This is a genomic window from Tepidimonas alkaliphilus (genome assembly GCF_007556595.1).
Classification (GTDB): domain Bacteria; phylum Pseudomonadota; class Gammaproteobacteria; order Burkholderiales; family Burkholderiaceae_C; genus Tepidimonas; species Tepidimonas alkaliphila.
The window spans coordinates 26,972-48,503 of record NZ_VJNB01000012.1; the positions used below are offsets into that span (position 1 = coordinate 26,972).

At 70.6% G+C, this 21,532-nt stretch carries 19 protein-coding genes; 11 read left to right on the top strand and 8 right to left on the bottom strand.

The features are described from left to right. Nucleotides 1–41: 41 nt before the first annotated feature. Both Talka_RS10360 and radC read right to left on the bottom strand, forming a co-directional pair. Complete coding sequence (locus Talka_RS10360; protein WP_246100658.1) at nucleotides 42–704, bottom strand: Smr/MutS family protein; 663 nt, start codon at nucleotides 702–704, stop codon at nucleotides 42–44. Between the two features lie 49 nt (nucleotides 705–753). Further along, a complete protein-coding gene (gene radC, locus Talka_RS10365) occupies nucleotides 754–1,425 on the bottom strand; it encodes a RadC family protein (protein ID WP_143891249.1) in 672 nt (223 codons plus the stop codon). Between the two features lie 32 nt (nucleotides 1,426–1,457). Here radC and Talka_RS10370 point away from each other — a divergent pair, with 32 nt between their 5' ends. After that, nucleotides 1,458–1,949: an FKBP-type peptidyl-prolyl cis-trans isomerase gene (locus Talka_RS10370; RefSeq protein WP_143891250.1), complete on the top strand. Its 492-nt coding sequence runs from the start codon at nucleotides 1,458–1,460 to the stop codon at nucleotides 1,947–1,949. Nucleotides 1,950–1,951: 2 nt separating this feature from the next. Then, nucleotides 1,952–2,905: a 4-hydroxy-3-methylbut-2-enyl diphosphate reductase gene (gene ispH, locus Talka_RS10375; RefSeq protein ID WP_143891251.1), complete on the top strand. Its 954-nt coding sequence runs from the start codon at nucleotides 1,952–1,954 to the stop codon at nucleotides 2,903–2,905. Nucleotides 2,906–2,992: 87 nt separating this feature from the next. On the opposite strand, the gene miaB is transcribed toward ispH, so the two are convergent. After that, nucleotides 2,993–4,330: a tRNA (N6-isopentenyl adenosine(37)-C2)-methylthiotransferase MiaB gene (miaB, locus tag Talka_RS10380; RefSeq protein ID WP_143891252.1), complete on the bottom strand. Its 1,338-nt coding sequence runs from the start codon at nucleotides 4,328–4,330 to the stop codon at nucleotides 2,993–2,995. Between the two features lie 118 nt (nucleotides 4,331–4,448). Between miaB and Talka_RS10385 the strand changes: the two genes are divergently transcribed. Further along, nucleotides 4,449–5,009 (top strand): Uma2 family endonuclease, encoded by a 561-nt coding sequence (locus Talka_RS10385; protein ID WP_143891253.1) that lies wholly within the window; start codon nucleotides 4,449–4,451, stop codon nucleotides 5,007–5,009. A gap of 90 nt (nucleotides 5,010–5,099) precedes the next feature. On the opposite strand, the gene Talka_RS10390 is transcribed toward Talka_RS10385, so the two are convergent. Continuing rightward, entirely contained in the window at nucleotides 5,100–7,808 is a 2,709-nt protein-coding gene (locus Talka_RS10390) for a cation-translocating P-type ATPase (RefSeq protein ID WP_143891254.1), read from the bottom strand. Between the two features lie 68 nt (nucleotides 7,809–7,876). Beyond that, entirely contained in the window at nucleotides 7,877–9,397 is a 1,521-nt protein-coding gene (locus Talka_RS10395; protein WP_143891255.1) for a CYTH and CHAD domain-containing protein, read from the bottom strand. Between the two features lie 49 nt (nucleotides 9,398–9,446). Here Talka_RS10395 and argB point away from each other — a divergent pair, with 49 nt between their 5' ends. The 8 genes from argB to Talka_RS10435 all read left to right on the top strand — a co-directional run bounded on the left by argB (nucleotide 9,447) and on the right by Talka_RS10435 (nucleotide 18,594). Then, nucleotides 9,447–10,349, top strand: a complete 903-nt coding sequence (gene argB / locus Talka_RS10400; protein WP_143891256.1) for an acetylglutamate kinase — start codon at nucleotides 9,447–9,449, stop codon at nucleotides 10,347–10,349. 166 nt (nucleotides 10,350–10,515) lie between these two features. Continuing rightward, entirely contained in the window at nucleotides 10,516–11,169 is a 654-nt protein-coding gene (locus tag Talka_RS10405) for a TetR/AcrR family transcriptional regulator (RefSeq protein ID WP_143891257.1), read from the top strand. A gap of 57 nt (nucleotides 11,170–11,226) precedes the next feature. Next, nucleotides 11,227–13,035 (top strand): acyl-CoA dehydrogenase C-terminal domain-containing protein, encoded by a 1,809-nt coding sequence (locus tag Talka_RS10410; RefSeq protein WP_143891258.1) that lies wholly within the window; start codon nucleotides 11,227–11,229, stop codon nucleotides 13,033–13,035. Between the two features lie 35 nt (nucleotides 13,036–13,070). Beyond that, the gene (locus tag Talka_RS10415) at nucleotides 13,071–13,508 is read left to right on the top strand and encodes a DUF2147 domain-containing protein (RefSeq protein WP_246100659.1); all 438 of its coding nucleotides are present in this window, start codon (nucleotides 13,071–13,073) and stop codon (nucleotides 13,506–13,508) included. A gap of 44 nt (nucleotides 13,509–13,552) precedes the next feature. Beyond that, entirely contained in the window at nucleotides 13,553–15,964 is a 2,412-nt protein-coding gene (locus Talka_RS10420) for a 3-hydroxyacyl-CoA dehydrogenase/enoyl-CoA hydratase family protein (RefSeq protein WP_143891260.1), read from the top strand. A gap of 18 nt (nucleotides 15,965–15,982) precedes the next feature. Beyond that, nucleotides 15,983–17,218: an acetyl-CoA C-acyltransferase gene (locus Talka_RS10425; protein WP_143891261.1), complete on the top strand. Its 1,236-nt coding sequence runs from the start codon at nucleotides 15,983–15,985 to the stop codon at nucleotides 17,216–17,218. 22 nt (nucleotides 17,219–17,240) lie between these two features. Beyond that, entirely contained in the window at nucleotides 17,241–18,014 is a 774-nt protein-coding gene (locus tag Talka_RS10430) for an enoyl-CoA hydratase (protein WP_143891262.1), read from the top strand. An 88-nt stretch (nucleotides 18,015–18,102) separates the two neighbouring features. Next, nucleotides 18,103–18,594 carry a thioesterase family protein gene (locus Talka_RS10435; protein ID WP_143891263.1) on the top strand — a complete coding sequence of 164 codons (492 nt, stop codon included), beginning with the start codon at nucleotides 18,103–18,105 and terminating at the stop codon, nucleotides 18,592–18,594. Here Talka_RS10435 and Talka_RS10440 read toward each other — a convergent pair. Genes Talka_RS10440 through Talka_RS10450 form a run of 3 tightly spaced genes read right to left on the bottom strand, consistent with a single transcriptional unit; the run spans nucleotide 18,579 to nucleotide 21,505 of the window. Then, a complete protein-coding gene (locus Talka_RS10440; RefSeq protein ID WP_143891264.1) occupies nucleotides 18,579–19,877 on the bottom strand; it encodes an O-antigen ligase family protein in 1,299 nt (432 codons plus the stop codon). The two genes, Talka_RS10435 and Talka_RS10440, sit on opposite strands and share 16 nt — an antisense overlap. Next, entirely contained in the window at nucleotides 19,846–20,595 is a 750-nt protein-coding gene (locus tag Talka_RS10445; RefSeq protein ID WP_342781067.1) for a glycosyltransferase family 2 protein, read from the bottom strand. The genes Talka_RS10440 and Talka_RS10445 overlap by 32 nt, the downstream gene beginning before the upstream one ends. Then, entirely contained in the window at nucleotides 20,579–21,505 is a 927-nt protein-coding gene (locus tag Talka_RS10450) for a glycosyltransferase family 2 protein (RefSeq protein WP_143891266.1), read from the bottom strand. The genes Talka_RS10445 and Talka_RS10450 overlap by 17 nt, the downstream gene beginning before the upstream one ends. Nucleotides 21,506–21,532 lie beyond the last annotated feature (27 nt).

Below are 21,532 nucleotides of genomic sequence, written 5' to 3' on the forward strand. Positions count from 1 at the left end.
GGTTCGCTCAGGCCTTGCGGTCGTCCCTCGAGCAGCTTTTCTTAGGCGCGCCCATGGCTGGTGGCGCGCAGCAGCACGATCAGGGCGCCGGCCCCACCGTCGGCCGGGCGCGCCTGCACGAAGGCCAACACCTCGCTCTTTTGCACCAGCCAGCCGTGCACGCGGCCTTTGAGCACCGGCGTCTTGCCGGGCGAGCCCAGGCCCTTGCCGTGCACCACGCGCACGCAGCGCAGGCCCTGGCGGTGCGCGTCGCGGATGAAGCCGCCGAGCCGCTCGCGCGCCTCGTCGGTGCGCAGGCCATGCAGGTCCAGCTCGGCCTGGATCGCCCACTCACCCCGGCGCAGCCGGCGCACTACGTCCGGCCCCAGGCCCGGGCGGCGAAAGCTCAGGTGCTCGTCGGTGTGCAGCAATGTTTCGGCGTCGAAGGCGTCGCTGAGCGCCTCGCGCATCACCGCGCGCTCGTCCAGCTGGCGCTGGCGCGGCCACGGCGGCGGCGCCGGCGGTGCATGTTCAATTCGCCCATGCGGAGGCAGCCGCTGCACCGGGCCGACCGCGCGCTCGAACAGCCGCCGGTCCTGCTCGGCGCGCTCCAGCGCGGCGCGGCGCGCCGCCTCGGCCGCCGCGCGCGCGGCAGCCTCCTGTTCGGCTCGGCGCTGCATCTCGCGACGCAGCTGCTTCAGGTCGGCCAGCGTCTGCACTTTCATCGCGGCGCGCATCCTAAGGCATCGCGCCGGTGGGTGCAGGCCATCGGGCTTACAGCATGCCGCGCGCCGCCAGGGACGTGCAGCCGCCGCGCGTGACGACGAAGTGATCCAGCACGCGCACGTCCAGCAGCGCCAGCGCCGCCTGCAGCCGCCGCGTCAGCGCGGCGTCGGCGGCGGAGGGCTCGGCCACGCCGCTTGGGTGGTTGTGCGCGAAGATGACGCTGGCCGCGCCGTGATGCAGCGCGCGCAGCGCCACTTCGCGCGGATAGACACTCGTCTCCTGCAGCGTGCCGCGGAACAGCTCCTCCAGCGCGATCAGGCGATGTTGAGCGTCGAGAAACAGCACCGTAAACACCTCGTGGCCGCGGTCGGCCAGCTGCAGCCGCAGCAGCTCGGCCACCGCCTGCGGCGAATCCAGCACCGGGCGCTCGCGCAGCCGCTCGCTCAACGCGCGGCGCGCCAGCTCGAACACCGCCAGCAGCTCGGCTCTCTTGGCCGGCCCCAGGCCCTTGACGGCGGCCAGCTGCGCCGGCGTGGCCTGCAGCAGGCCGGAGAGCCCCCCGAAGCGCTCCAGCAGCCCCTGCGCGAACGTCAGCACCGGCTGGCCGCGCAGCCCAGTGCGCAGCAACAGCGCCAGCAGCTCAGCGTCGGCCAGCGCCTGCGGCCCGCGGCTCAGCAACTTCTCGCGCGGGCGGGCGTCCGGCGGCAGTTCGCGCACCATCGGGTTTCCTCCCTGCTCCTTACAATCGAACCATGTCTTGCGAGTCTAACGCCGCCGCTGCTGCGGGCGCGCCGTCCGCTCCAGTTGTGGTCGAAGGATCCTTTCTGACGCTGCACTACCGCCTGGAAGGCGCCGACGGCGCCGTGCTGATCGACACCTTCGGCGCGCAGCCGGCCACGCTGTCGCTGGGCGACGGGCAGTTGGCCCCGGCGCTGGAGCGGCGGCTGCTCGGCCTGCCGGAAGGGGCCGAGGCGAGCTTCGAGCTCGCCGCCGGCGAGGCGTTCGGCCCGCGCGATCCGGCCAAGGTGCAGTGGGTGGCGCGCCGGCTGCTCGACGAGCTGGGCGCCGCGGGCCAGACGTTGGCGGTCGGCGATGTGCTGCAGTTTCCGACGCCGGACGGGCAGGGCAGCTATGCCGGCACCGTGCGCGCGCTGCGCGACGACGGCGCGGTGTGCGTGGACTTCAACCATCCGCTGGCCGGGCAGGCGGTGCGCCTGACGGTGCGCATCATCGGGGTGCTGTGACGATGGCGCTGCAGCAGGTGGTGCTAGCCGAGCCGCGGGGCTTTTGCGCCGGGGTGGACCGCGCGATCGAGATCGTGGAGCGGGCGCTGGCGCGCTTCGGCGCGCCGGTGTACGTGCGGCACGAGATCGTGCACAACCGCCACGTGGTGGAGGATCTGCGCCGGCGCGGCGCGGTGTTCGTGGAGGAGCTGGAGGCGGTGCCGCCGGGCGCGGTGCTGATCTTCAGCGCGCACGGCGTCAGCCGCGCCGTGCAGGCCGAGGCGCAGCGCCGCGGGCTGCGCATCTTCGATGCGACGTGCCCGCTCGTGACCAAGGTGCACGTCGAGGTGGCCAAGCTGCGCCGTGAGGGCTACGAGTTCTTCCTGATCGGCCACGCCGGGCACCCGGAGGTCGAGGGCACGATGGGGCAGGTGGACGGCGGCATCCACCTGATCGAGACGCTCGAGGACGTCGAGCGCGTGCAGCCGGCGCAGACCGAGCGGCTGGCGGTGGTGACGCAGACCACGCTCAGCGTCGATGACACCGCGCAGATGCTGGCGGCGCTCAAGCGGCGCTTTCCGAACCTGCGCGAGCCGAAGCAGCAAGACATCTGCTACGCGACGCAGAACCGGCAGGACGCCGTCAAGTTGCTGGCGCGCGAGGTCGATGTGGTGATCGTCGTCGGCAGCCCGAGCAGTTCCAACACCAACCGCCTGCGCGAGCTGGCCGAGCGGCTGGGCGTGCGCACCCACATGGTGGAGGACGCCGACGGCCTGCAGGACGCCTGGTTCGACGGCGCGCGGCGCGTCGGCGTCACCGCCGGCGCGTCGGCGCCGGAGGCGCTGGTGCAGGGCGTGGTGCGGCGGCTCAAAGCGCTGGGCGCCACCGCGGTGCGGCGGTTGCAAGGGCCGGTGGAGACGATGCGCTTTCCGCTGCCGAAGGGGCTGAAGGCCGCGCCGGACGGCCAGGCAGACTGAGTCGCCGTCTGGCCGCGGCCTTGAAGGCATGGCCACGGCGGCGCCGGGGGCCGCCGCACGCTGGCGCCCCGGGCTGGCGCCGCGTTTTCAGGCCACGGCCGTCTCGCGCACCACCACCTCCCCGCGCAGCGAGTGCGGCAGCGCCTGCGTGATGCGCACGTCGATCATCTGGCCGATGAGGCGCTGGCCGTGAGGGCCGCCGTCGAAGTTGACGATGCGGTTGCAGGCGGTGCGGCCCATCAGCTCCTGCGGGTTCTTCTTCGACGGGCCTTCGACCAGGATGCGCTGCACGGTGCCGACGCGGCTCAAGCTGATGCGCTCGGCGCTGGCCTGCAGCGCCGCCTGCAGCGTCTGCAGGCGTTTCAGCTTCACCTCGTGCGGCGTGTCGTCCGGCAGGTTGGCCGCCGGCGTGCCGGGGCGCGGGCTGAAGATGAAGCTGAAGCTCGCGTCAAAGCCCACGTCCTCCACCAGCCGCATCAGCTTGGCGAAGTCCTCCTCCGTCTCGCCGGGAAAGCCGACGATGAAGTCGCTGGAGAGGCTCAGATCCGGCCGCACCGTGCGCAGCTTGCGCACCGTGCTCTTGTATTCCATCGCGGTGTAGCCGCGCTTCATCGCCATCAGGATGCGGTCGCTGCCGTGCTGCACCGGCAGGTGCAGGTGACTGACGAGCTGCGGGATGCGCGCGTAGGCCTCGATCAGGCGCGGCGTGAACTCGTTCGGGTGGCTGGTGGTGTAGCGGATGCGCTCGATGCCGGGGATCTCGGCCACGCACTCCAGCAGCAGCGCGAAGTCCTCGCCGTCCTCGCCGCGCCAGGCGTTGACGTTCTGGCCCAAGAGCGTCACCTCCTTGACACCTTGTTCTGCCAGGCCCGCCACCTCCACCAGCACGTCCTGCAGCGGGCGCGAGACCTCCTCGCCGCGCGTGTACGGCACCACGCAGTAGCTGCAATATTTGCTGCAGCCCTCCATGATGCTGACGAAGGCCGAGGCGCCCTCGACCCGCGCCGGCGGCAGGTGGTCGAATTTTTCGATCTCTGGAAAGCTCACGTCCACCTGCGGACGCCCCAGTTGCTGACGCTGGCGCAGCAGCTCCGGCAGGCGGTGCAGCGTCTGCGGTCCGAACACCACATCGACGTAAGGCGCGCGCTGGATGATCGCCTCACCTTCCTGGCTGGCAACACAGCCGCCCACCCCGATCAGCACGCCCTTTTTCTTCAGGTGCTTGACGCGGCCGAGGTCGGAGAAGACCTTTTCCTGCGCCTTCTCGCGCACCGAGCAGGTGTTGAACAGGATCAGGTCGGCCTGCTCGGGGTCGTCGGTTGGCTCGTAGCCGTCGGCGGCGGCCAGCACGTCGGCCATCTTGGCCGAGTCGTATTCGTTCATCTGGCAGCCGAAGGTGCGGATGTAAACCTTTTTGGTCGTCATGGGGTCGCTCGCAGCGGTTCGTGGTGTGGATCCAGAGGCTGGGCAAAAGCGCTGCATTGTAAGCGGCTGGGGGTAGTCGTTATCATCCCTGCAGCCGCAATCCCGAGGAAAGTGTCCGATGACCGCTCTGGCCCGCTCCGAAACCTGGCTGTCGCCCGAGGACTATCTGCAGGACGAGCTCGTCAGCGACGTGCGCCACGAATACGTGGCCGGAAAGGTGTATGCCATGGTGGGCGCGAGCCGCACCCACAACCGCATCGCGATGGCCACGGCGCACGCCCTGCTGCCGCGGGCGCGCCGCTTCGGATGTCAGGTGTTCGTGGCCGACATGAAGGTGCGGATCGACTACGGCGGGGAGGAGGTCTACTACTACCCCGACGTGATGGTGGCGTGCGACCCGCGTGACCGCGCCGATTACCACGTCGACCGTCCCTGCCTGATCGTCGAGGTGCTGTCGGAGCACACCGAACGCATCGACCGGCGCGAAAAGCTGCTGGCCTACCAGCGCATCCCGAGCATGGAACTCTACCTGGTGGTGGCGCAGGACCGCCGCTGGGTCGAGGCGTACCGGCGCAGCCGCGACTGGGTGCTGGAAGGCTACGCCGACGGCGCGATCGAGCTGCCGTGCCTCGACGGCACGCTGACGCTGGACGAGATCTACGCCGACGTGGAGCTCTGAACCGCGCCGGGTCTGCCGGCAGGCGTCTCGGGGCGCCCGCGCACGATTCCCGCGTTGGCGCTTTGGCGCTCCTTCGGCCGGCCTGGCCGCTCAGCGCCGATGGCGTCGCAGCAGGGCCTTTTCCAGCTCCAGCACCAGCAGCACTGCCACGCCCGCCGCGGCGCTGACGGTCAGCCACGGCAGCGGCAGCGGTGCGCTGCCGAACCAGGCGTTCATGAACGGCGCGTAGGTGAAGGCGGCCTGCAGCGCGCAGGCGGCGGCCACAGCCGCCAGCACCCGCGGGGTGCCGCGCACGCCGACCCAGGTGAACGACGGCGCCTTCAGGTAGCGCACGCTGAACAGGTAGAAGATTTCCATCGCCACCAGCGTATTGACCGCCAGCGTCTGGGCCAGCGCTGGCTCGTGTCCGGCCTCGAGCGCCCGTTGATAGACGCCGAAGATCCCGGCGGCGAACAGCGCCGACACCAGCGCCACGCGCCACAGCACGAAGCCGGTCAGCATCGGCTCGCGCGGCGGCCGCGGCGGGCGGCGCATCACGTCGGCCTCGGTCGGTTCGAACGCCAGCACCATGGCCAGCGCGATCGAGCTGACCATGTTGACCCACAGGATCTGCACCGGCGCGATCGGCAGCGCCAGTCCGAACAGCACGGCGATCAGCAGCGAGATCGACTCGCCGCCGTTGATCGGCAGCAGGAAGGTCACCACCTTGCGCAGGTTGTCATAGACGGTGCGGCCTTCCTCCACCGCGTGCGCGAGGGTGGCGAAGTTGTCGTCGGTCAGCACCATCGCGGCGGCCTGCTTGGCCGCCTCGGTGCCCTTGTGGCCCATGGCCACGCCGACGTCGGCGGCCTTGAGCGCCGGGGCGTCGTTGACGCCGTCGCCGGTCATCGCCACCACGTGCCCCTCGGCCTGCAGCGCGCGCACCAGGCGCAGCTTGTGCTGCGGCGCGGCGCGGGCGAACACGTCCACCTCGCGCACCGCGCGGCGCAGCGCGGCCTCATCCATCGCTTCGATCGCGTGCCCGGCCAGCGCGCGTGGCTGCGCCCCCAGCCCCAGCTGCGTGGCGATCGCGCGCGCGGTCACGACATGGTCGCCGGTGATCATGATGACGCGGATACCAGCTTGGCGGCATTGTTCGAGCGCCACAACCGCTTCGGGTCGCGGCGGGTCGATCAGGCCGACCAGCCCGACCAGCGTCAACCCGCGCTCGATCGCCTCGTGCGTCAGCGGCTGGCCGGCCGGCCACGCCGCGGTGGCCACCGCCAGCACGCGCCGACCCTCGGCAGCCTGCGCCTCGGCCTGCGCGTGCCACCAGGCGCCGTCCAGCGGCACCGGCGCGCCATCCGGCCCGAGCGCCTGCGCGCAGCGCGCCAGCACCGCCTCCGGCGCGCCCTTGACCCAGACGCGCCACGTGCCATCGCCGTCGGTGTGCGCGGTGGCCATCAGGCGGCGCTCGGACTCGAACGGCAGCACCGCCACGCGCGGGTGCTCCTCGCGCAGCCGCGCCGGCTCCAGCCCCGCCTTCATCGCCAGCGTCAGCAGCGCGCCTTCGGTCGGGTCGCCGCTCAGGCGCCAGTCGCCTTCGTCGGTCGGCACCAGCTCGGCGTCGTTGCACAGCGCCGCGCCTTCCGCCAGCGCCAGCAGCGCCGGCGCCTCGCGCCAGAGTTCGGCCGGCTGCAGCGGCGTGCCGTCGCGCAGCAGCGCGCCCTGCGGCGCGTAGCCGCTGCCTTCCACCTGCACGACGCCGCCGGCCAGCACCACCGTCTGCGCGGTCATCTCGTTGCGCGTCAGCGTGCCGGTCTTGTCCGAGCCGATCACCGTGACGCAGCCCAGCGTCTCCACCGCCGGCAGCTGGCGCACGATGGCGCGCCGCTGCGCCATGCGCTGCACGCCGATGGCCAGCGTCACCGACAGGATGGCCGGCAGCCCTTCCGGGATCGCCGCCACCGCCAGGCCCACCGCCGCCATGAAGGTGTCCATTGCCGGCAGCCCGCGCACGCCCCAGCCGTAGCCAAACAGCAGGGCCGCCGCCGCCAGCACCGCCAGCGTGATCCAGCGCCCCATCTGCGCCATCTGCCGCACCAGCGGCGTGGTGGTCTCGCCAACGCTTTGCAGCAGGTGGCCGATGCGGCCCATCTCGGTGCGCATGCCGGTGGCCACGACGACGCCGACGCCCAGGCCCGCCGTCACCAGCGTGCCGGCGTAGCCCATGCTGCGGCGGTCGCCCAGCTCGGCGCCGGCGTCCACCGGCTCGACGCCCTTGCCGACCGGCACCGACTCGCCGGTCAGCGCCGATTCGTCGATGCGCAGCTCGTGCGCGCGCAGCCAGCGCACGTCGGCCGGCACGCGGTCGCCGGCGGAGACCTGGACCACGTCGCCCGGTACGAGGTGGGCGGCGTCGGTCTCGACCAGATGGCCGTCGCGCCAGACCTGCGCGCGCGGATCCAGCAGCGCCCGGATCGCCGCCAGCGCCCGCTCGGCCTTGCCCTCCTGCACCAGGCCGATCGTGACGTTGAGCAGCACCACCGCCAGGATCACCGCCGCATCCAGGCCGTGCCCGAGCCCGACCGTGATCGCCGCCGCCGCCAGCAGCACCAGGATCAGCAGGTTGTTGAACTGGCGCGCCACGCGCCGCCACAGCGGCACCGGTGGCGCCTCGGCCAGGCGGTTGGGGCCGTGGCGGCCCAAGCGCGCCTCGGCCTCGGCGGCGCTGAGGCCCCGCGGCTGGCTCTTCTGGACGGCCAGCACCTCGTCGGCGGGGAGGGTGTGCCAGTCGGGTGGGGGGCTGGGTTTGTCCATGATCGAGGCAGGGTCTTTGCCGTTGGAGCGGATGGCCGGCCCCGGGGTTCCGTGTGATGCGGGGCGTTTCAGTCCGCCGCGCGCAGCGGGTGTGTGGCTGCTGCCACGCCGCGCAGGAAGCCGATCAGCGCCGCATCGGCCTGCACTTGCTGCAGCAGCTCAGCGGCGCGCGCGGTGTCGCGCCAGCGCCCCAGCCGTTCCTGCCAGCCGCGCGCGCGGCGCTGCCAGCGCTGGGCGCGTTCGGCTTCGCGTTGGCTAAGCGCGGCGCCGAGGGCCTCAGCGGCGTAACGCAGCCGCTTGGCCAACAGCCGGGCTTCATGCAGGCTCTCCATGGCTTCGGGGCTGGCGTGGTCGCTGGCGGCCAGCTGGCGCTTCAGCCGCGCATGCCAGCGCCGCAAGCGCGCAAACGCCCAGTCGGGTGGGGGCTCCGGCGTCGTTGCGGTGGGCAAAGCCACGAGCCACGCCGCCAAAGCGTGCAGCACGCCGACCACGGCGGGGTCGCGCAGGTGCTGGCGCAGCTGCGCGCGAGCCGCCTGTGCGGCGCGATCCAGCCGTCGCAAGGCCGCGCGCAGCGCCTGCGCGCGGGCGGGCTGGACGGCAGGGTCTTCGACAAACGCCCGGCCCCAGGCGGGCAGCGTGTCGGTTCGGGCCACATCCCAGTCGCGCAAGACGCCCAGCGTACCCAGCAAGGGCCGCAGAGGGGTGAGGTCCGGGGGCGGACTTGGCAGCCATGGCTGCACCAGCCGCATTACGCTGCGCCAGCGCCGCCAGCCAACGCGAGCTTGGTGGATCAGCTCCGGGTTGTCGCTGGCCATCGCCAGGGCGAGGTTGTCGCACAGCTGGCCCAGGGCGTCGGCCAGCGCCGCGCGCGCCACTTCCAGCGCAGTGGTGCCGGTTGGCATGGCGGGGATCGTCGCCCGCACGGGCTCCAGCAGCGTGCCCGCCGCCAGCCGCTGGGCTTGTTCGGCCTTGCTCGGGCGCGCCGGCAGCAGCGGCAAGATCTCCGCCAGCGCATCGGCCACCCCGAGCAGCGCTGCCGGCTCGCCGCGCAGCAGTTCCAGTTCCAGCTCCAGTAGCGCCGCGCGCTGCCGTCCGGCGCGCAGCTCGCCATCGTCCAGCGCGACTTCGACCACCGCCCCGCCGCGCAAATGCAGCACCCAGGTGGTGCGCAGGCTGCGGGTTTGCGCTTGCAGCGTCAACTGCGCCAGGTGCTCGGCGGCGCGTTCCAACGCGCCCAGCGGCGTGGCCTGTAGCGCGTCCAGTTGCAGTCGCGGGCGGGTCAACGGGGTGGTCCATTCGTTGCGCACGCTCAGCGCGCCGTTGCCGCTGCCCGCGGTTTTGAGGGTTTGCTCCCAGCGCGCCGCGCCGGGCAACGGCTGTCCCTCGGCGTCGCAATCGACGGTGGCGCGCAAGCGCAGGGCGCAGCGCTGCTGCCTTAGCCAGCCGTCGGGGGTGTCGTAGTAGCGGTTGAGCAGCTGCATGCGCTGCATGGTTCGGCGGCGCAGCAAAGGGTGCCGACGCAGCCGTTGCAGCGCGGTGCGGCCATCCAGGCCGGGCAGGCGGTATTTGAGCTCGATCTCTTGCGGCACAATGACCTCCGCGAACGCATCACCACGATCCTAACCATTGCATTCCACCATGATCCACCCCGCGCGCGATCTCTCGCACCTGGAGCCCCGCGACCGCGCCGAAGTGCTGGCGCAGGCGCTGCCCTACATCCGCCGCTACCACGGCAAGACGATGGTCATCAAGTACGGCGGCAACGCCATGACCGACCCCGAGCTGCAGGCAGCGTTTGCCGAGGACGTGGTGCTGCTCAAGCTCGTCGGCATCAACCCGGTGGTGGTGCACGGCGGCGGCCCGCAGATCGAGACGCTGCTGAAACGCCTGGGCAAGGAGGGCCGCTTCGTGCAGGGCATGCGCGTGACCGATGCCGAGACGATGGAGGTGGTCGAGTGGGTGCTGGCCGGCGAGGTGCAGCAGGACATCGTCGGCCTCATCAACCGCGCCGGCGGCAAGGCGGTCGGCCTGACCGGGCGCGACGGCGCGATGATCCGCGCGCGCAAGCTGCGCATGGTGGACGCCAATGATCCCAGCGTCGAGCACGACATCGGCCAGGTCGGTGACATCGTCTCGATCGATCCCAGCGTCGTGCGCGCGCTGCAGGAGGACCAGTTCATCCCGGTGGTCAGCCCGATCGGCTTTGGCGAGCACAACGAGAGCTACAACATCAACGCCGACGTCGTGGCGGCCAAGCTCGCCACCGTGCTGCAGGCGGAAAAGCTGCTGATGCTGACCAACATCCGCGGCGTGCTGGACAAGCAGGGGCAGCTGCTGGCGGAGCTCACCCCGCGGCGCATCGACGAGCTGGTGGCCGACGGCACCATCAGCGGCGGCATGATCCCCAAGATCGCCGGCGCGCTGGACGCAGCCAAGAGCGGCGTCAAGGCGGTGCATATCATCGATGGGCGCGTGCCGCACGCGATCCTGCTGGAGGTGCTGGGCGACCAGCCGTTTGGCACGATGATCCGCTCGCACTAATCGGCGCGCCGAGGCCAGCGCCGGCGGCGTTTGCGCTCGGCCCTGCGGGCAGCCCCGCCGGCGCGTTGGCGATGGGTGGCTGACCGATCGCCAGGGTTGGCAGGGGTTGACAGCGCAGCTAGGCACTCTAGAATAAAACGAACGTTCGTTTTTTCTGGAGATCAGCATGGCCGAAACCCTAGCGGCTCGCCCCGCGTCGGCTCGCACGCGTGCGCGAAGTGCCGCCCGCGCCCCGCACAAAGGGCAGCAGACCAAGGCCGCCATCATCGACGTGGCGCTCGGGCTGGCCGCGCACGTCGGACTGGAGGGCCTGAGCATCGGCGCCATCGCCGAGCTGATGGGCATGAGCAAGTCCGGCGTCTTCGCGCACTTCGGTTCGCGCGAGGAGCTGCAGATCGCCGTCGTGCGCGAATACCACGCGCGCTTCGAGCGCGACGTGTTCCGGCCCGCGTTGAGCGCGCCGCGCGGGCTGCCGCGGCTGCGCGCGCTGTTCGACCATTGGATGCGCCAGACGTCGCTGGAGATCGACTCGGGCTGCATCTACATCAGCGGTGCGGTGGAGTTCGACGACCGCCCGGGCGCGGTGCGCGACGCGCTGGTGGACACCGTCAACACCTGGCAGGCCGCCGTGCGCAAGGCGGTGCAGCTGGCCATCGACGAGGGCCACCTGCGCGCTGACGCCGACCCGGCGCAGGTGGCGTTCGAGATCCACGGCCTGATCCTGGCGCTGCATTACGAAGCGCGTTTTTTGCGGCATCCCGACAGCTTGCAGCGAGCCCGCACCGGCTTTGACAACCTGATCGCGCGCTACCAGGCTTAAGTCTTGGCGCAACCCGCCTGCCATCCGAACAACCCCTTTGCCACAAGGAGACCCGCGATGCCCCACTACACCCCCCCGATGCGCGACCTGCAGTTTGTGCTGCACGAGGTGCTCGACGTCGTTGGCGAGCTCAAAGCCTGCCCGGCGCACGCCGAGCTCGACGCCGACACCGTCAACGCCGTGCTGGAGGAGGGCGGCAAGTTCGCCGCCGAGGTGGCGTTTCCGCTCAACGCCAGCGGCGACGCCGAGGGCTGCACGCTGGACAAGAGCACGCACGAGGTGCGCGCGCCGAAGGGCTTCAAGGAAGCCTACCGCGCCTACGTCGAGGGCGGCTGGCCGGCGTTGAGCTGCGATCCGGCTTATGGCGGGCAGGGTCTGCCGTTCGTCGTCAACTCGGCGTTCTACGAGATGCTCAACAGCGCCAACCAGGCGTGGACGATGTACCCGGGCCTGAGCCACGGCGCCTACGAGTGCCTGCACGCGCACGGTACCGAGGAGCAGAAGCGCCTCTACCTGCCCAGGCTGACCAGCGGCGAGTGGACCGGCACGATGTGCCTGACCGAGCCGCACTGCGGCACGGATCTCGGCCTGCTGCGCACCAAGGCCGAGCCGCAGCCCGATGGCACCTACAAGCTCACCGGGCAGAAGATCTTCATCTCCGCCGGCGAGCACGACCTGGCGGCCAACATCGTGCACCTGGTGCTGGCGCGCCTGCCCGATGCGCCGGCCGGCACCAAGGGCATCAGCCTGTTCGTGGTGCCCAAGTTCAAGGTCAACCCGGACGGCAGCCTGGGCGAGCGCAACGCCATCTACTGCGGCGGCCTGGAGCACAAGATGGGCATTCACGGCAACGCCACCTGCCAGATGATCCTGGATGGCGCGGTGGGCACGCTGGTGGGTCAGCCGAACAAGGGCCTGCAGGCGATGTTCGTGATGATGAACGCGGCGCGCCTGGGTGTGGGCAACCAGTCGGTCGGGCTGACCGAGGTGGCGTTCCAGAACGCGCTGGCCTACGCCAGGGAGCGGCTGCAGATGCGCAGCCTCTCCGGCCCGAAGGCCAAGGACAAGCCGGCCGACCCGATCATCGTCCACCCGGACGTGCGCCGCATGCTGCTGACGGCCAAGGCCTACGCCGAGGGCGGACGGGCGCTGCTGAGCTACTGCGCGCTGCTGCTGGACAAGGAGCTGCACCATCCCGACGAGCAAGTGCGCCAGGACAGCGCCGAGCTGCTGGCGCTGCTGACGCCGATCGCCAAGGCGTTCCTGACCGACAACGGCTTCATCGCCGTCAACGAGTGCCTGCAGGTGTTCGGCGGCCACGGCTACATCCGCGAGTGGGGCATGGAACAGTTCGTGCGCGACGCCCGCATCAACATGATCTACGAGGGCACCAACACCATCCAGGCGCTGGACCTGCTGGGGCGCAAGGTGCTGGCCAACCAGGGCGCGACGCTGAAGAAGTTCGGCAAGCTGGTGCAGCAGCTGATCGAGGAGGAGGGCGTCAACGAGCGGATGAGCGAGTTCATCAACCCGCTGGCGCAACTGGCCGAGCAGATGACCAAGTTCACCACCGAGATCGGCTTCAAGGCGCTGCAGAACCCGGACGAGGCGGGCGCGGCGGCGGTGCCCTACCTGCGCGTGGCCGGGCATCTGGTGTTCGGCTACTTCTTCGCGCGCATGGCCGCGGAGGCGCTCAAGGCCATCGCCGCCGGCAGCACCGATCCGTTCTACCGCGGCAAGCTGCAGACGGCGCGCTTCTACTTCGCCCGGCTGTTCCCGGAGACCGCCACGCTGATGCGCCAGGCGCGCAGCGGCGTGGCCGCGCTGCTGGACACCGATGAGGCGCTGGGCGTGGACGCCCGCTGAGGCGATCCGCGCCTGTCACGATGAGGAGACGACCGATGTCCATCCGCACCGCCGTGGCCAGCGCGCTGCTGGCCTCCGTCCTGCCCGCCTGGGCCCAGATGACCCCCGTGGGCCGCTGGCACACCATCGACGACGAGACCAAGGAGGTCAAGAGCGAGGTCGTCATCACCGAGCAGGACGGCGTGCTGACCGGGCGCGTCGAGAAGCTGCTGCGCAAGGGCGCCGATCCCAACCGCCGCTGCACCGCCTGCACCGACGATCGCAAGGACCAGCCCATCGTCGGGCTGGAGATCATCCGCGGCGTGCGGCAGGTGCCGGGCAAGGCGGTCTGGGAGGGCGGCACCATTCTCGACCCCGAAAGCGGCAAGACCTACCACGTGCGCCTGACCCCGGTGGAGGGCGGGGCCAAGCTGGAGGTGCGCGGCTCCATCCTGTTCATCGGCCGCACGCAGACCTGGGTGCGCGTGCCCTGAGCGCGCCTCACCCCGTTTCCGAATTCCGCGAAGGAAAACCCACCATGTCCCGATTCCTGATCCGCCGCGTGGCCGTGCTCGGCGCCGGCGTCATGGGGGCGCAGATCGCCGCCCATCTCGTCAACGTGCGCGTGCCGGTGGTGCTGTTCGACCTGCCGAAGGACGGCGCCGACAAGAGCGCGATCGCCCGCCAGGCGATTGCCAACCTGAAGAAAATGAAGCCGAGCCCGCTGGGCGTGGCCGACGAGGCCGACCTGATCCGGCCGGCCAACTACGACGAGCACCTGGGGCTGCTCGCGGAGTGCGACCTCGTCATCGAGGCGATCGCCGAGCGCATGGACTGGAAGCACCAGCTCTACGCGCGCGTGGCGCCGCACCTGGCCGCGCACGCCATCCTGGCCACCAACACCTCCGGCCTGCCGATCCGGCAGCTCGCCGAGCCGCTGCCGGCGGCGCTGCGGCCGCGCTTTTGCGGCATCCACTTCTTCAACCCGCCGCGCTACATGCCGCTGGTGGAGCTGATCGCCGCGCCCGAGACGCGCGCCGACGTGCTCGACGCGCTGGAGGCGTTCGTCACGACGACGCTGGGCAAGAACGTCGTGCGCGCCAAGGACACGCCCAACTTCGTCGCCAACCGCATCGGGATTGCCGGGATGCTCTCGACGATGATCGAGGCCGAGCGGCATAGCCTGACCTTCGACGTCGTCGATGACCTGACCGGCAAGCGGCTCGGGCGCGCCTCCAGCGGCACCTTCCGCACCGCCGACGTGGTGGGGCTGGACACGCTGGCGCACGTCATCCGCACGATGCAGACCCAGCTCAGCCCCGAGACGGATCCGTTCTATCCGACGTTCGAGACGCCCAGGGTGCTGCAGGCGCTGCTCGACAAAGGTCACCTGGGGCAGAAGACCAAGGCGGGCTTCTACAAAAAGGTCGGGCGCGACGTGCTGCGCTTCGATCTGGCCAGCGGCGACTACGTGCCCGCCGGGGCCAAGGCCGACGAAGTCTATGGCCGCATGCTCAAGAAACCCGCGCCCGAGCGGCTGAAGCTGCTGCGCCACGCCGAGGGGCCGCAGGGGCGCTTCCTGTGGGCGATCCTGCGCAACGGCTTTCACTACGCGGCGCTGCACCTGCAGTCGATCGCCGAGACGGCGCGCGACGTCGATCAGGCGATGCGCTGGGGCTTTGGCATGCAGCAGGGCCCGTTCGAGCTGTGGCAGCAGGCCGGCTGGCTGGAGGTGGCGCGCATGGTGCAGGAGGACATCGACGCCGGGCGCGCGCTGTGTTCCGCGCCGCTGCCGGCCTGGGTGTTCGAAGGCCCGGTGGCCGAACGCGGCGGCGTGCACCAGCCGGAAGGCTCGTGGAATCCGGCCACGGGCCGCTTCGAGCCGCCGCGCACGCTGCCGGTGCACGCGCGCCAGCTCTACCGCGAGCGCGTCTTCGGTGAAGGCGGGCCGGACTGGCGCACCGACGGCGCGACGATCTACGAGGACGACGCGATCCGCCTCTGGACGCTGCCGCGCCCCGGGCTGGACGACGTGCTGATCGCCAGCCTCAAGACCAAGATGCACGCCATCAGCCCGGCGGTGGTGGAGGGGCTGGACCGCGCGGTCGAGGAAGCGGAGGCGCGCTTTGCGGGCCTGGTGGTGTGGTCGGGCGACGAGCCGTTTTCGGTCGGTGCCGACCTGCAGGCCACGCTGCCGGCCTTTGCCGCCATGGGCGTGCAGGCGATCGAGTCGGTGGAGGCGGAGATGCAGCGCGTCATGCTGCGGCTGCGCTACGCCCAGGTGCCCACCGTGGCGGCGGTGCGCGGCATGGCGCTGGGGGGCGGCTGCGAGCTGGCGGTGCACTGCGCGCGTCGCGTCGCGCACATGGAAAGCTACATGGGCCTGGTGGAGGTCGGCGTGGGCCTGATCCCGGGCGCGGGGGGGCTGACCTACCTCGCCCGCCGCGCGGCGGAAAACGCCCGCGCCAGCACCGGCACCGACCTGCTGCCGTTCCTGACCGAGGGCTTCAAGGCCGCGGCGATGGCCACGGTGGGCACCAGCGCGCTGGAAAGCCGCAAGCTCGGCTACCTGCTGGACAGCGACGTGATCGTGCCGCACCGCGACGAGCTGCTGTTCGTGGCCGTGCGCACGGCGCAGGCGATGCACGAGGCCGGCTACCGCCCGCCGCTGAAGCAGCCGTTTGCGGTGGCGGGCCGCAGCGGCAAGGCCACCATCCTCGGCCAGCTGGTCAACCTGCGCGACGGCGGCTTCATCACCGCCTACGACTTCGAAATCGCGCAGCGCATCGCCCACGTGGTCACCGGCGGCGAGGTCGAAGCCGGCACGCGCGTGACCGAGGACTACCTGATGAAACTGGAGCGCGAGGCGTTTTGCGCGCTCATCGTGCAGCCCAAGACGCAGGCGCGCATCCTGGCGCTGCTCAACGACGGCAAGCCCCTGCGCAACTGACCGCGGAGACGATCGGACATGAAGACCCTTCGAGACGCCTACATCGTGGCGGCCACGCGCACGCCGATCGGCAAGTCCCACAAAGGCAGCCTGCGCCAGGTGCGCCCCGACGACCTGCTGGCGCACGTGCTGCGTGCGGCGCTGGCCCAAGTGCCGTCGCTCGACCCCGCCGCCATCGAGGACGTGATCTGCGGCTGCGCCATCCCCGAGGCGCAGCAGGGCTTGAACGTCGCGCGCGTCGGCGCGGTGCTGGCCGGCCTGCCCAAGAGCGTGGGCGGTATCACCGTCAACCGCTTCTGCGCCTCGGGCCTGTCGGCGGTGCAGATGGCGGCCGACCGCATCCGCGTCGGCGAGGCCGACGTGATGATCGCCGCCGGCGTGGAGAGCATGAGCATGGTGCCGATGATGGGCAACACGCCCAGCCTCAACCCGCGCATCTTCGCCAACCTCGGCAACGTCGAGGACTACGGCATCGCCTACGGCATGGGCCTGACCGCCGAGAAGGTGGCCCAGCAGTGGAAGGTCTCGCGCCAGGCCCAGGACGAATTCGCGCTGCAGTCGCACCAGCGCGCCATCCGTGCGCAGCAGGCCGGCGAGTTCCGCGACGAGATCACCCCGGTGGAGGTGGAGGAGCGCCACTTCGACGCCGAGGCGGGTGAGGTGCGCGTCACGCGCCGCGTGCTGGAGCTCGACGAAGGCCCGCGCGCCGACACGAGCCTGGAGGCGCTGGCCAAGCTCAAGCCGGTGTTTGCCACGCCGATGCGCCCCGACCGGATCGCCACCGGCCTGGGCAGCGTCACCGCCGGCAACAGCTCGCAAACCTCCGACGGCGCTGGCGCGCTGATCCTGGCCAGCGAGGCGGCCATCCAGCGCTTCGGCCTCAAGCCGCTGGCGCGCTTCGTCGCCTACGCCAGCCGCGGGGTGCCGCCGCACATCATGGGCATCGGGCCGGTGGAGGCCATCCCGGCGGCGCTTAAGCTCGCCGGCCTCAGGCAAGACGACCTCGACTGGATCGAGCTCAACGAGGCGTTTGCTGCGCAGTCGCTGGCAGTGATGAACCAGCTCGGCCTCGACCCGGCCAAGGTCAACCCGATCGGCGGCGCCATCGCGCTGGGCCACCCGCTGGGCGCCACCGGCGCGATCCGCTCCGCCACCGTCGTGCACGCGCTGCGCCGCCACGACCTGCGCTACGGCATGGTGACAATGTGCGTCGGCATGGGGCAGGGCGCGGCCGGCATCTTCGAGCGCGTATGATGGCGCGCCGAGGAGAGCGCCAATGAACGCCAACGCCGAGATCCTGCAGCACACCGAGGACGGGGTGCTGACGCTGACGCTCAACCGCCCGCAGCGCAAGAACGCGCTGACCAGCGCGATGTACGCGACGCTGGCCGACGCGCTGGAGCGCGCGGTGGACGCCGCTGCCGTGCGGGTGGCGGTGATCCAGGGCCAGGAGGGGATGTTTTCCGCCGGCAACGACATCGAGGAGTTCCTGCAGGCCCCGCCGGCGGGCACCGACAGCCCCGTGTTTCGCTTCCTGCGCGCGATCGCCACGTTCCCCAAGCCGCTCGTGGCGGCGGTCTGCGGCCCGGCGGTCGGCATCGGCACCACGCTGCTGTTTCACTGCGATCTGGTTTACGCCGGCGACAACGCGGCGTTTTCGATGCCGTTCGTCAACCTTGGCCTGTGCGCCGAAGGGGCCTCCAGCCTGCTGGCGCCGCAGATGTTCGGCTACCACCGCGCCGCCGAGGCGCTGCTGCTGGGCGAGCCGATCTACGCCGAGACGGCGCTGGAACTGGGGCTGGTCAACCGCGTGCTGCCGCCGCGCGAGGTCAATGCCCACGCGCAGCAGGTGGCGCGCAAGCTCGCGGCCAAGCCGCTGACCTCGCTGGTGGAGACCAAGCGCCTGATGAAGGGGGCGCAGCAGCCGGCGGTGCTGCAGCGTATGGCCGAGGAGGGAGCGGTCTTCGCCCGCATGCTGCGCGAACCCGCGGCCAAGGAGGCGTTCGCGGCGTTCCTCGAAAAGCGCACCCCCGACTTCAGCCGCTGCTGAAACCGGCGCCCGACCGGCCGCGCGCCCGGCGCCGCCCGCTGGCGCCGAGGGGCCGGGAGCCGGAGCCCTCGACGATGGAGCCGAGCCGATGACGCGCCACCCCCATCCCCCCGCCGAGCCGGTGACGTTCGAGCCCGAGTTCGTCGCCGGCGTGCGCGAGATCTTCGAGGAGCGCATCGTCTTCAACCGCGTGCTGGGCCTGCAGGTCACCGACATCGCGGCCGAACGCGTCACCGCCCGCATCGCGATGCGCCCCGAACTGGTCGGCCACTTCGCCTACAACCGCCTGCACGGCGGCGTCATCAGCGCCGCGCTGGACGCGATGGGCGGGCTGGCGGTGATGGCCGCCATCGGCGCGCGCCACCTCGACGAGCCGGTGCCGCAGCGCCTGCAGCGCTTCGCCAAGCTCGGCACCATCGATCTGCGCATCGACTACCTGCGCCCGGCCATCGGCGAGGGCTTTTTGCTGGAGGCCGAGGTGCTGCGCCTGGGCTCGCGCGTGGCCTCCACCCGCATGGCGTTTTCGGGGACGGATGGCAAGCTGCTGGCCACCGGGGCGGCGGCTTACATCGTGTCGTGACGCGGCGCAGCGGCAGCGCGTGGCTGACCGTCGGTCAGGCTGGGGCTCGCGGCTGAACGCCCGAGGTTGGGTTGCAGCTGCAGCATCGCCAGCAGCAGCCACAGCAGGCATATTCCGCTGGTGTAGTAGTTGTGGGCCGTGTTCACATTGGTCAGGCCGCCGACGCCGACCACCACGGCCCAGCCGACAAGCGTCCAGCGCGTGGCTGGATCCATAGGTCGGCTCCTGAACGCCAACGCCAGCGGCACCGCCACCATGGCCAACGCCACCCCGAGTCCGGCCAAGCCATGATCGAGCCAGGCGTGCAGGTATTCATGATGCACATGCCCCAGCGCGCGCAGCGTGGCGGAGTCGTGCAGATCGGCCCACTGGCGAATCAAGGCCCGCCGCCCCTCGATGCCGACTCCCCACCAAGGCTCGCTTTGCACGGCCGTCCAGGCGTGTTGCCATAGAAGCACCCGCGCGCCCACCGAGGTTTCCGAGGCGGTCGGAGCTTGCTGGTGAACGGCGCGCCATTCTTCGACGCTTTGCAGCCAGCGGTGCTGGACGGCTTCTTGCATCCATGGGGTTGAGCTCATCGCAAAAACCAAAGCAGCAACCCCCAGCAGCGCCCCCCAACGCGCCTGATGCAAGACCCGTTGCCACAGCAGCCAGCTCCAGGCCAGCAGCGTCAGCACCACTGCTGTGTAAGCCCCTCGCGTGTGCGAAGCCATGATTGCGACGCTGGCGCAAGTGGCTCCCCATCCGGCGCACCAGCGCAGGCGTGAAGTGGGGCTGTGCAGCGCTTGGGCCACCAACGCCACGGCCACCAGACCCATCACATTTGCCCAAGGGATGGCGTTGGTGACCAAATTCCCGCGCTCCACCACCAGCGCCACCGTCATGCCCACGCTCGCCATGGCGGTCAGCGTGCCGACCCAAAGCGTCGCGGCGTGCCGCAAGAGCCACTCGGGCCCGCCAGGTCGACGCAGCACGACTGCGAGGGCTAGCGACGTGATCAGCCACTTCAGCTCCCAGTGCCGCTCAGCCAAGCCATCGCCGTGCCAGGCCGCCGCCAGCAACCGCAGCCCGATCAATAGGGCGGCTGCGGCCAAAGCCTGCCGCCAGGCTGAAGGCGGTGAGGAGCTCGCAGGCTGGCGCCTGGCTTGCACCCAAGCCAGCAACCAGGCCAGCAACAAGGCCAAGCCCATCATCTTGGGCACCGCAGGCGCCAGCGCGGTGGCGGTCAACAGCGGCAGCCACAGCAGCGCCTCAGCGCTTGGCCAACGTTTCCAGGTGATCACGGTCGTAAGCCAGGGCAGCGTAGCGGAACAGGCACTCCAGCGCGATCAGCAGGCAGAACAAGAAGCCCGCCCCCCCTCCGGTAAAGCCACGCCGAAACACATACAAGCGAATGAACATCGCGCTGGCCGAAGCGAGACCCCGCAGCACTCCGCCGCGTTGGCCGCGCTGGGCCCGCTTGGCGGCACCCAGTTGCGTGTACTGCGCCAGCTTGCGCAGGCTGTCGTAGACCGTCTCGCGCGAGTGGTGGTGCAGCGGGGCGCGCAGCTCCACCACCGGCAGCCGGCGCTTCAACAGCGGGCCCTCGTGCACCACCCCTTCGAATCCGACCAGTTCGGCAACGGGAAACAGCCGCGGCAGCCCACGGCGCTGAAAATGCGTCAGGGGTCGCCCAAACGCATGTTCAAGCCAAGCGATGCGTCCGACAAAAGGTTCTGGACGGGTTTGCAGCAACGCCAGGATCTCATCCCGCAGCGTGTCAGGAATCACTTCATCGGCGTCAAGCCACAGCACGTAATCGGTGCGGATGAAGGGCAGCAGCCGGTTGCGCTGCTGGGCAAAGCCTTGCCAGTCGGCAAACACATGCACTTCTGCGCCCAGCGCGGCGGCACGCTGGCAGGTGTCGTCGGTGCTGCCACTGTCGGCCACCAGCCATTGATCGGCGAAAGTGGCGCTGCGCAGACAGCGCTCGATGCGCGCGGCCTCATTGAGGGTCAGCACGGCCACGCACAAGGTGGGCCGACCGGTTGGGGTGGAGGAGGTCGTCATGAGGTTGCCACTGCCAAAGCCCACGCAGCCGCCCCCACGCTCGTGCCATCCCCTTAGGATGCAGCAACAGCAAACGCAGCGGCAGGCTTAGCACTGTCGCCAACAGCAGCCTGCGGCGTCCCCGTCGGGCCGCAGCCAATCCGCGATGTTTGGCGGTGAAGGTCAGTTTGGACTGAACATGATGGTAGCCGCGGCGCATTTCCGCCCGCCACGGCCAGCGCGTGCGCACCGAGCCGCGCGAGCGGTGCTGGGCGCGGCAGTCAGGGACGACGATGATCGGCAAGCGCCGTTGAAACAGCCGCAGGCACAGATCGTCGTCTTCGTAGTAGAGAAAAAAGCGTTCGTCAAACAGCGGCTGCGGCACCGCCGAGCGGCGCAGCAGCAGCGCCGCGCCGCACGCAAACCCGACGCAGACGGGGCCTTCAGCCGGCCCGCCGCGGCCAGGCCAGCTCAGCGGCGCCCAGCGGTAGTTCACCTGAGGCCGCCCGCGGGCGTCCACCAGTTGGGGCGCCAGCACAGCGGCTTCGGGCCAGACCTGCGACCAGTGCAGCAGCCGTTCAAGGCAGGCTGCTTCCAGCGTGCAATCGGGGTTCAGCAACAGCGCCCATTCGGTTTGGACGCGCTGCAGCGCCCGGTTGTTGGCCGCGCCGAAACCGAGGTTGCGCGGCAGCGCCAGCACCTGGGCGTGCGGCCATAAGCCCCGTGCCCGTTCCACGGTGTCGTCCTCGCTGGCGTTGTCAACCACAATCACGTGAGGACAGGCATCCAGCAGTGGCTGTTGCGCCGGCAGGCAATGACGGCTGTTGTGCGTGACGAGCACAACCGTGACCTGCGAGAGCTTGGGGCTGACGTCGGCAAGCATCAGGCGCTTGGCGGGCGGCGCGACCGC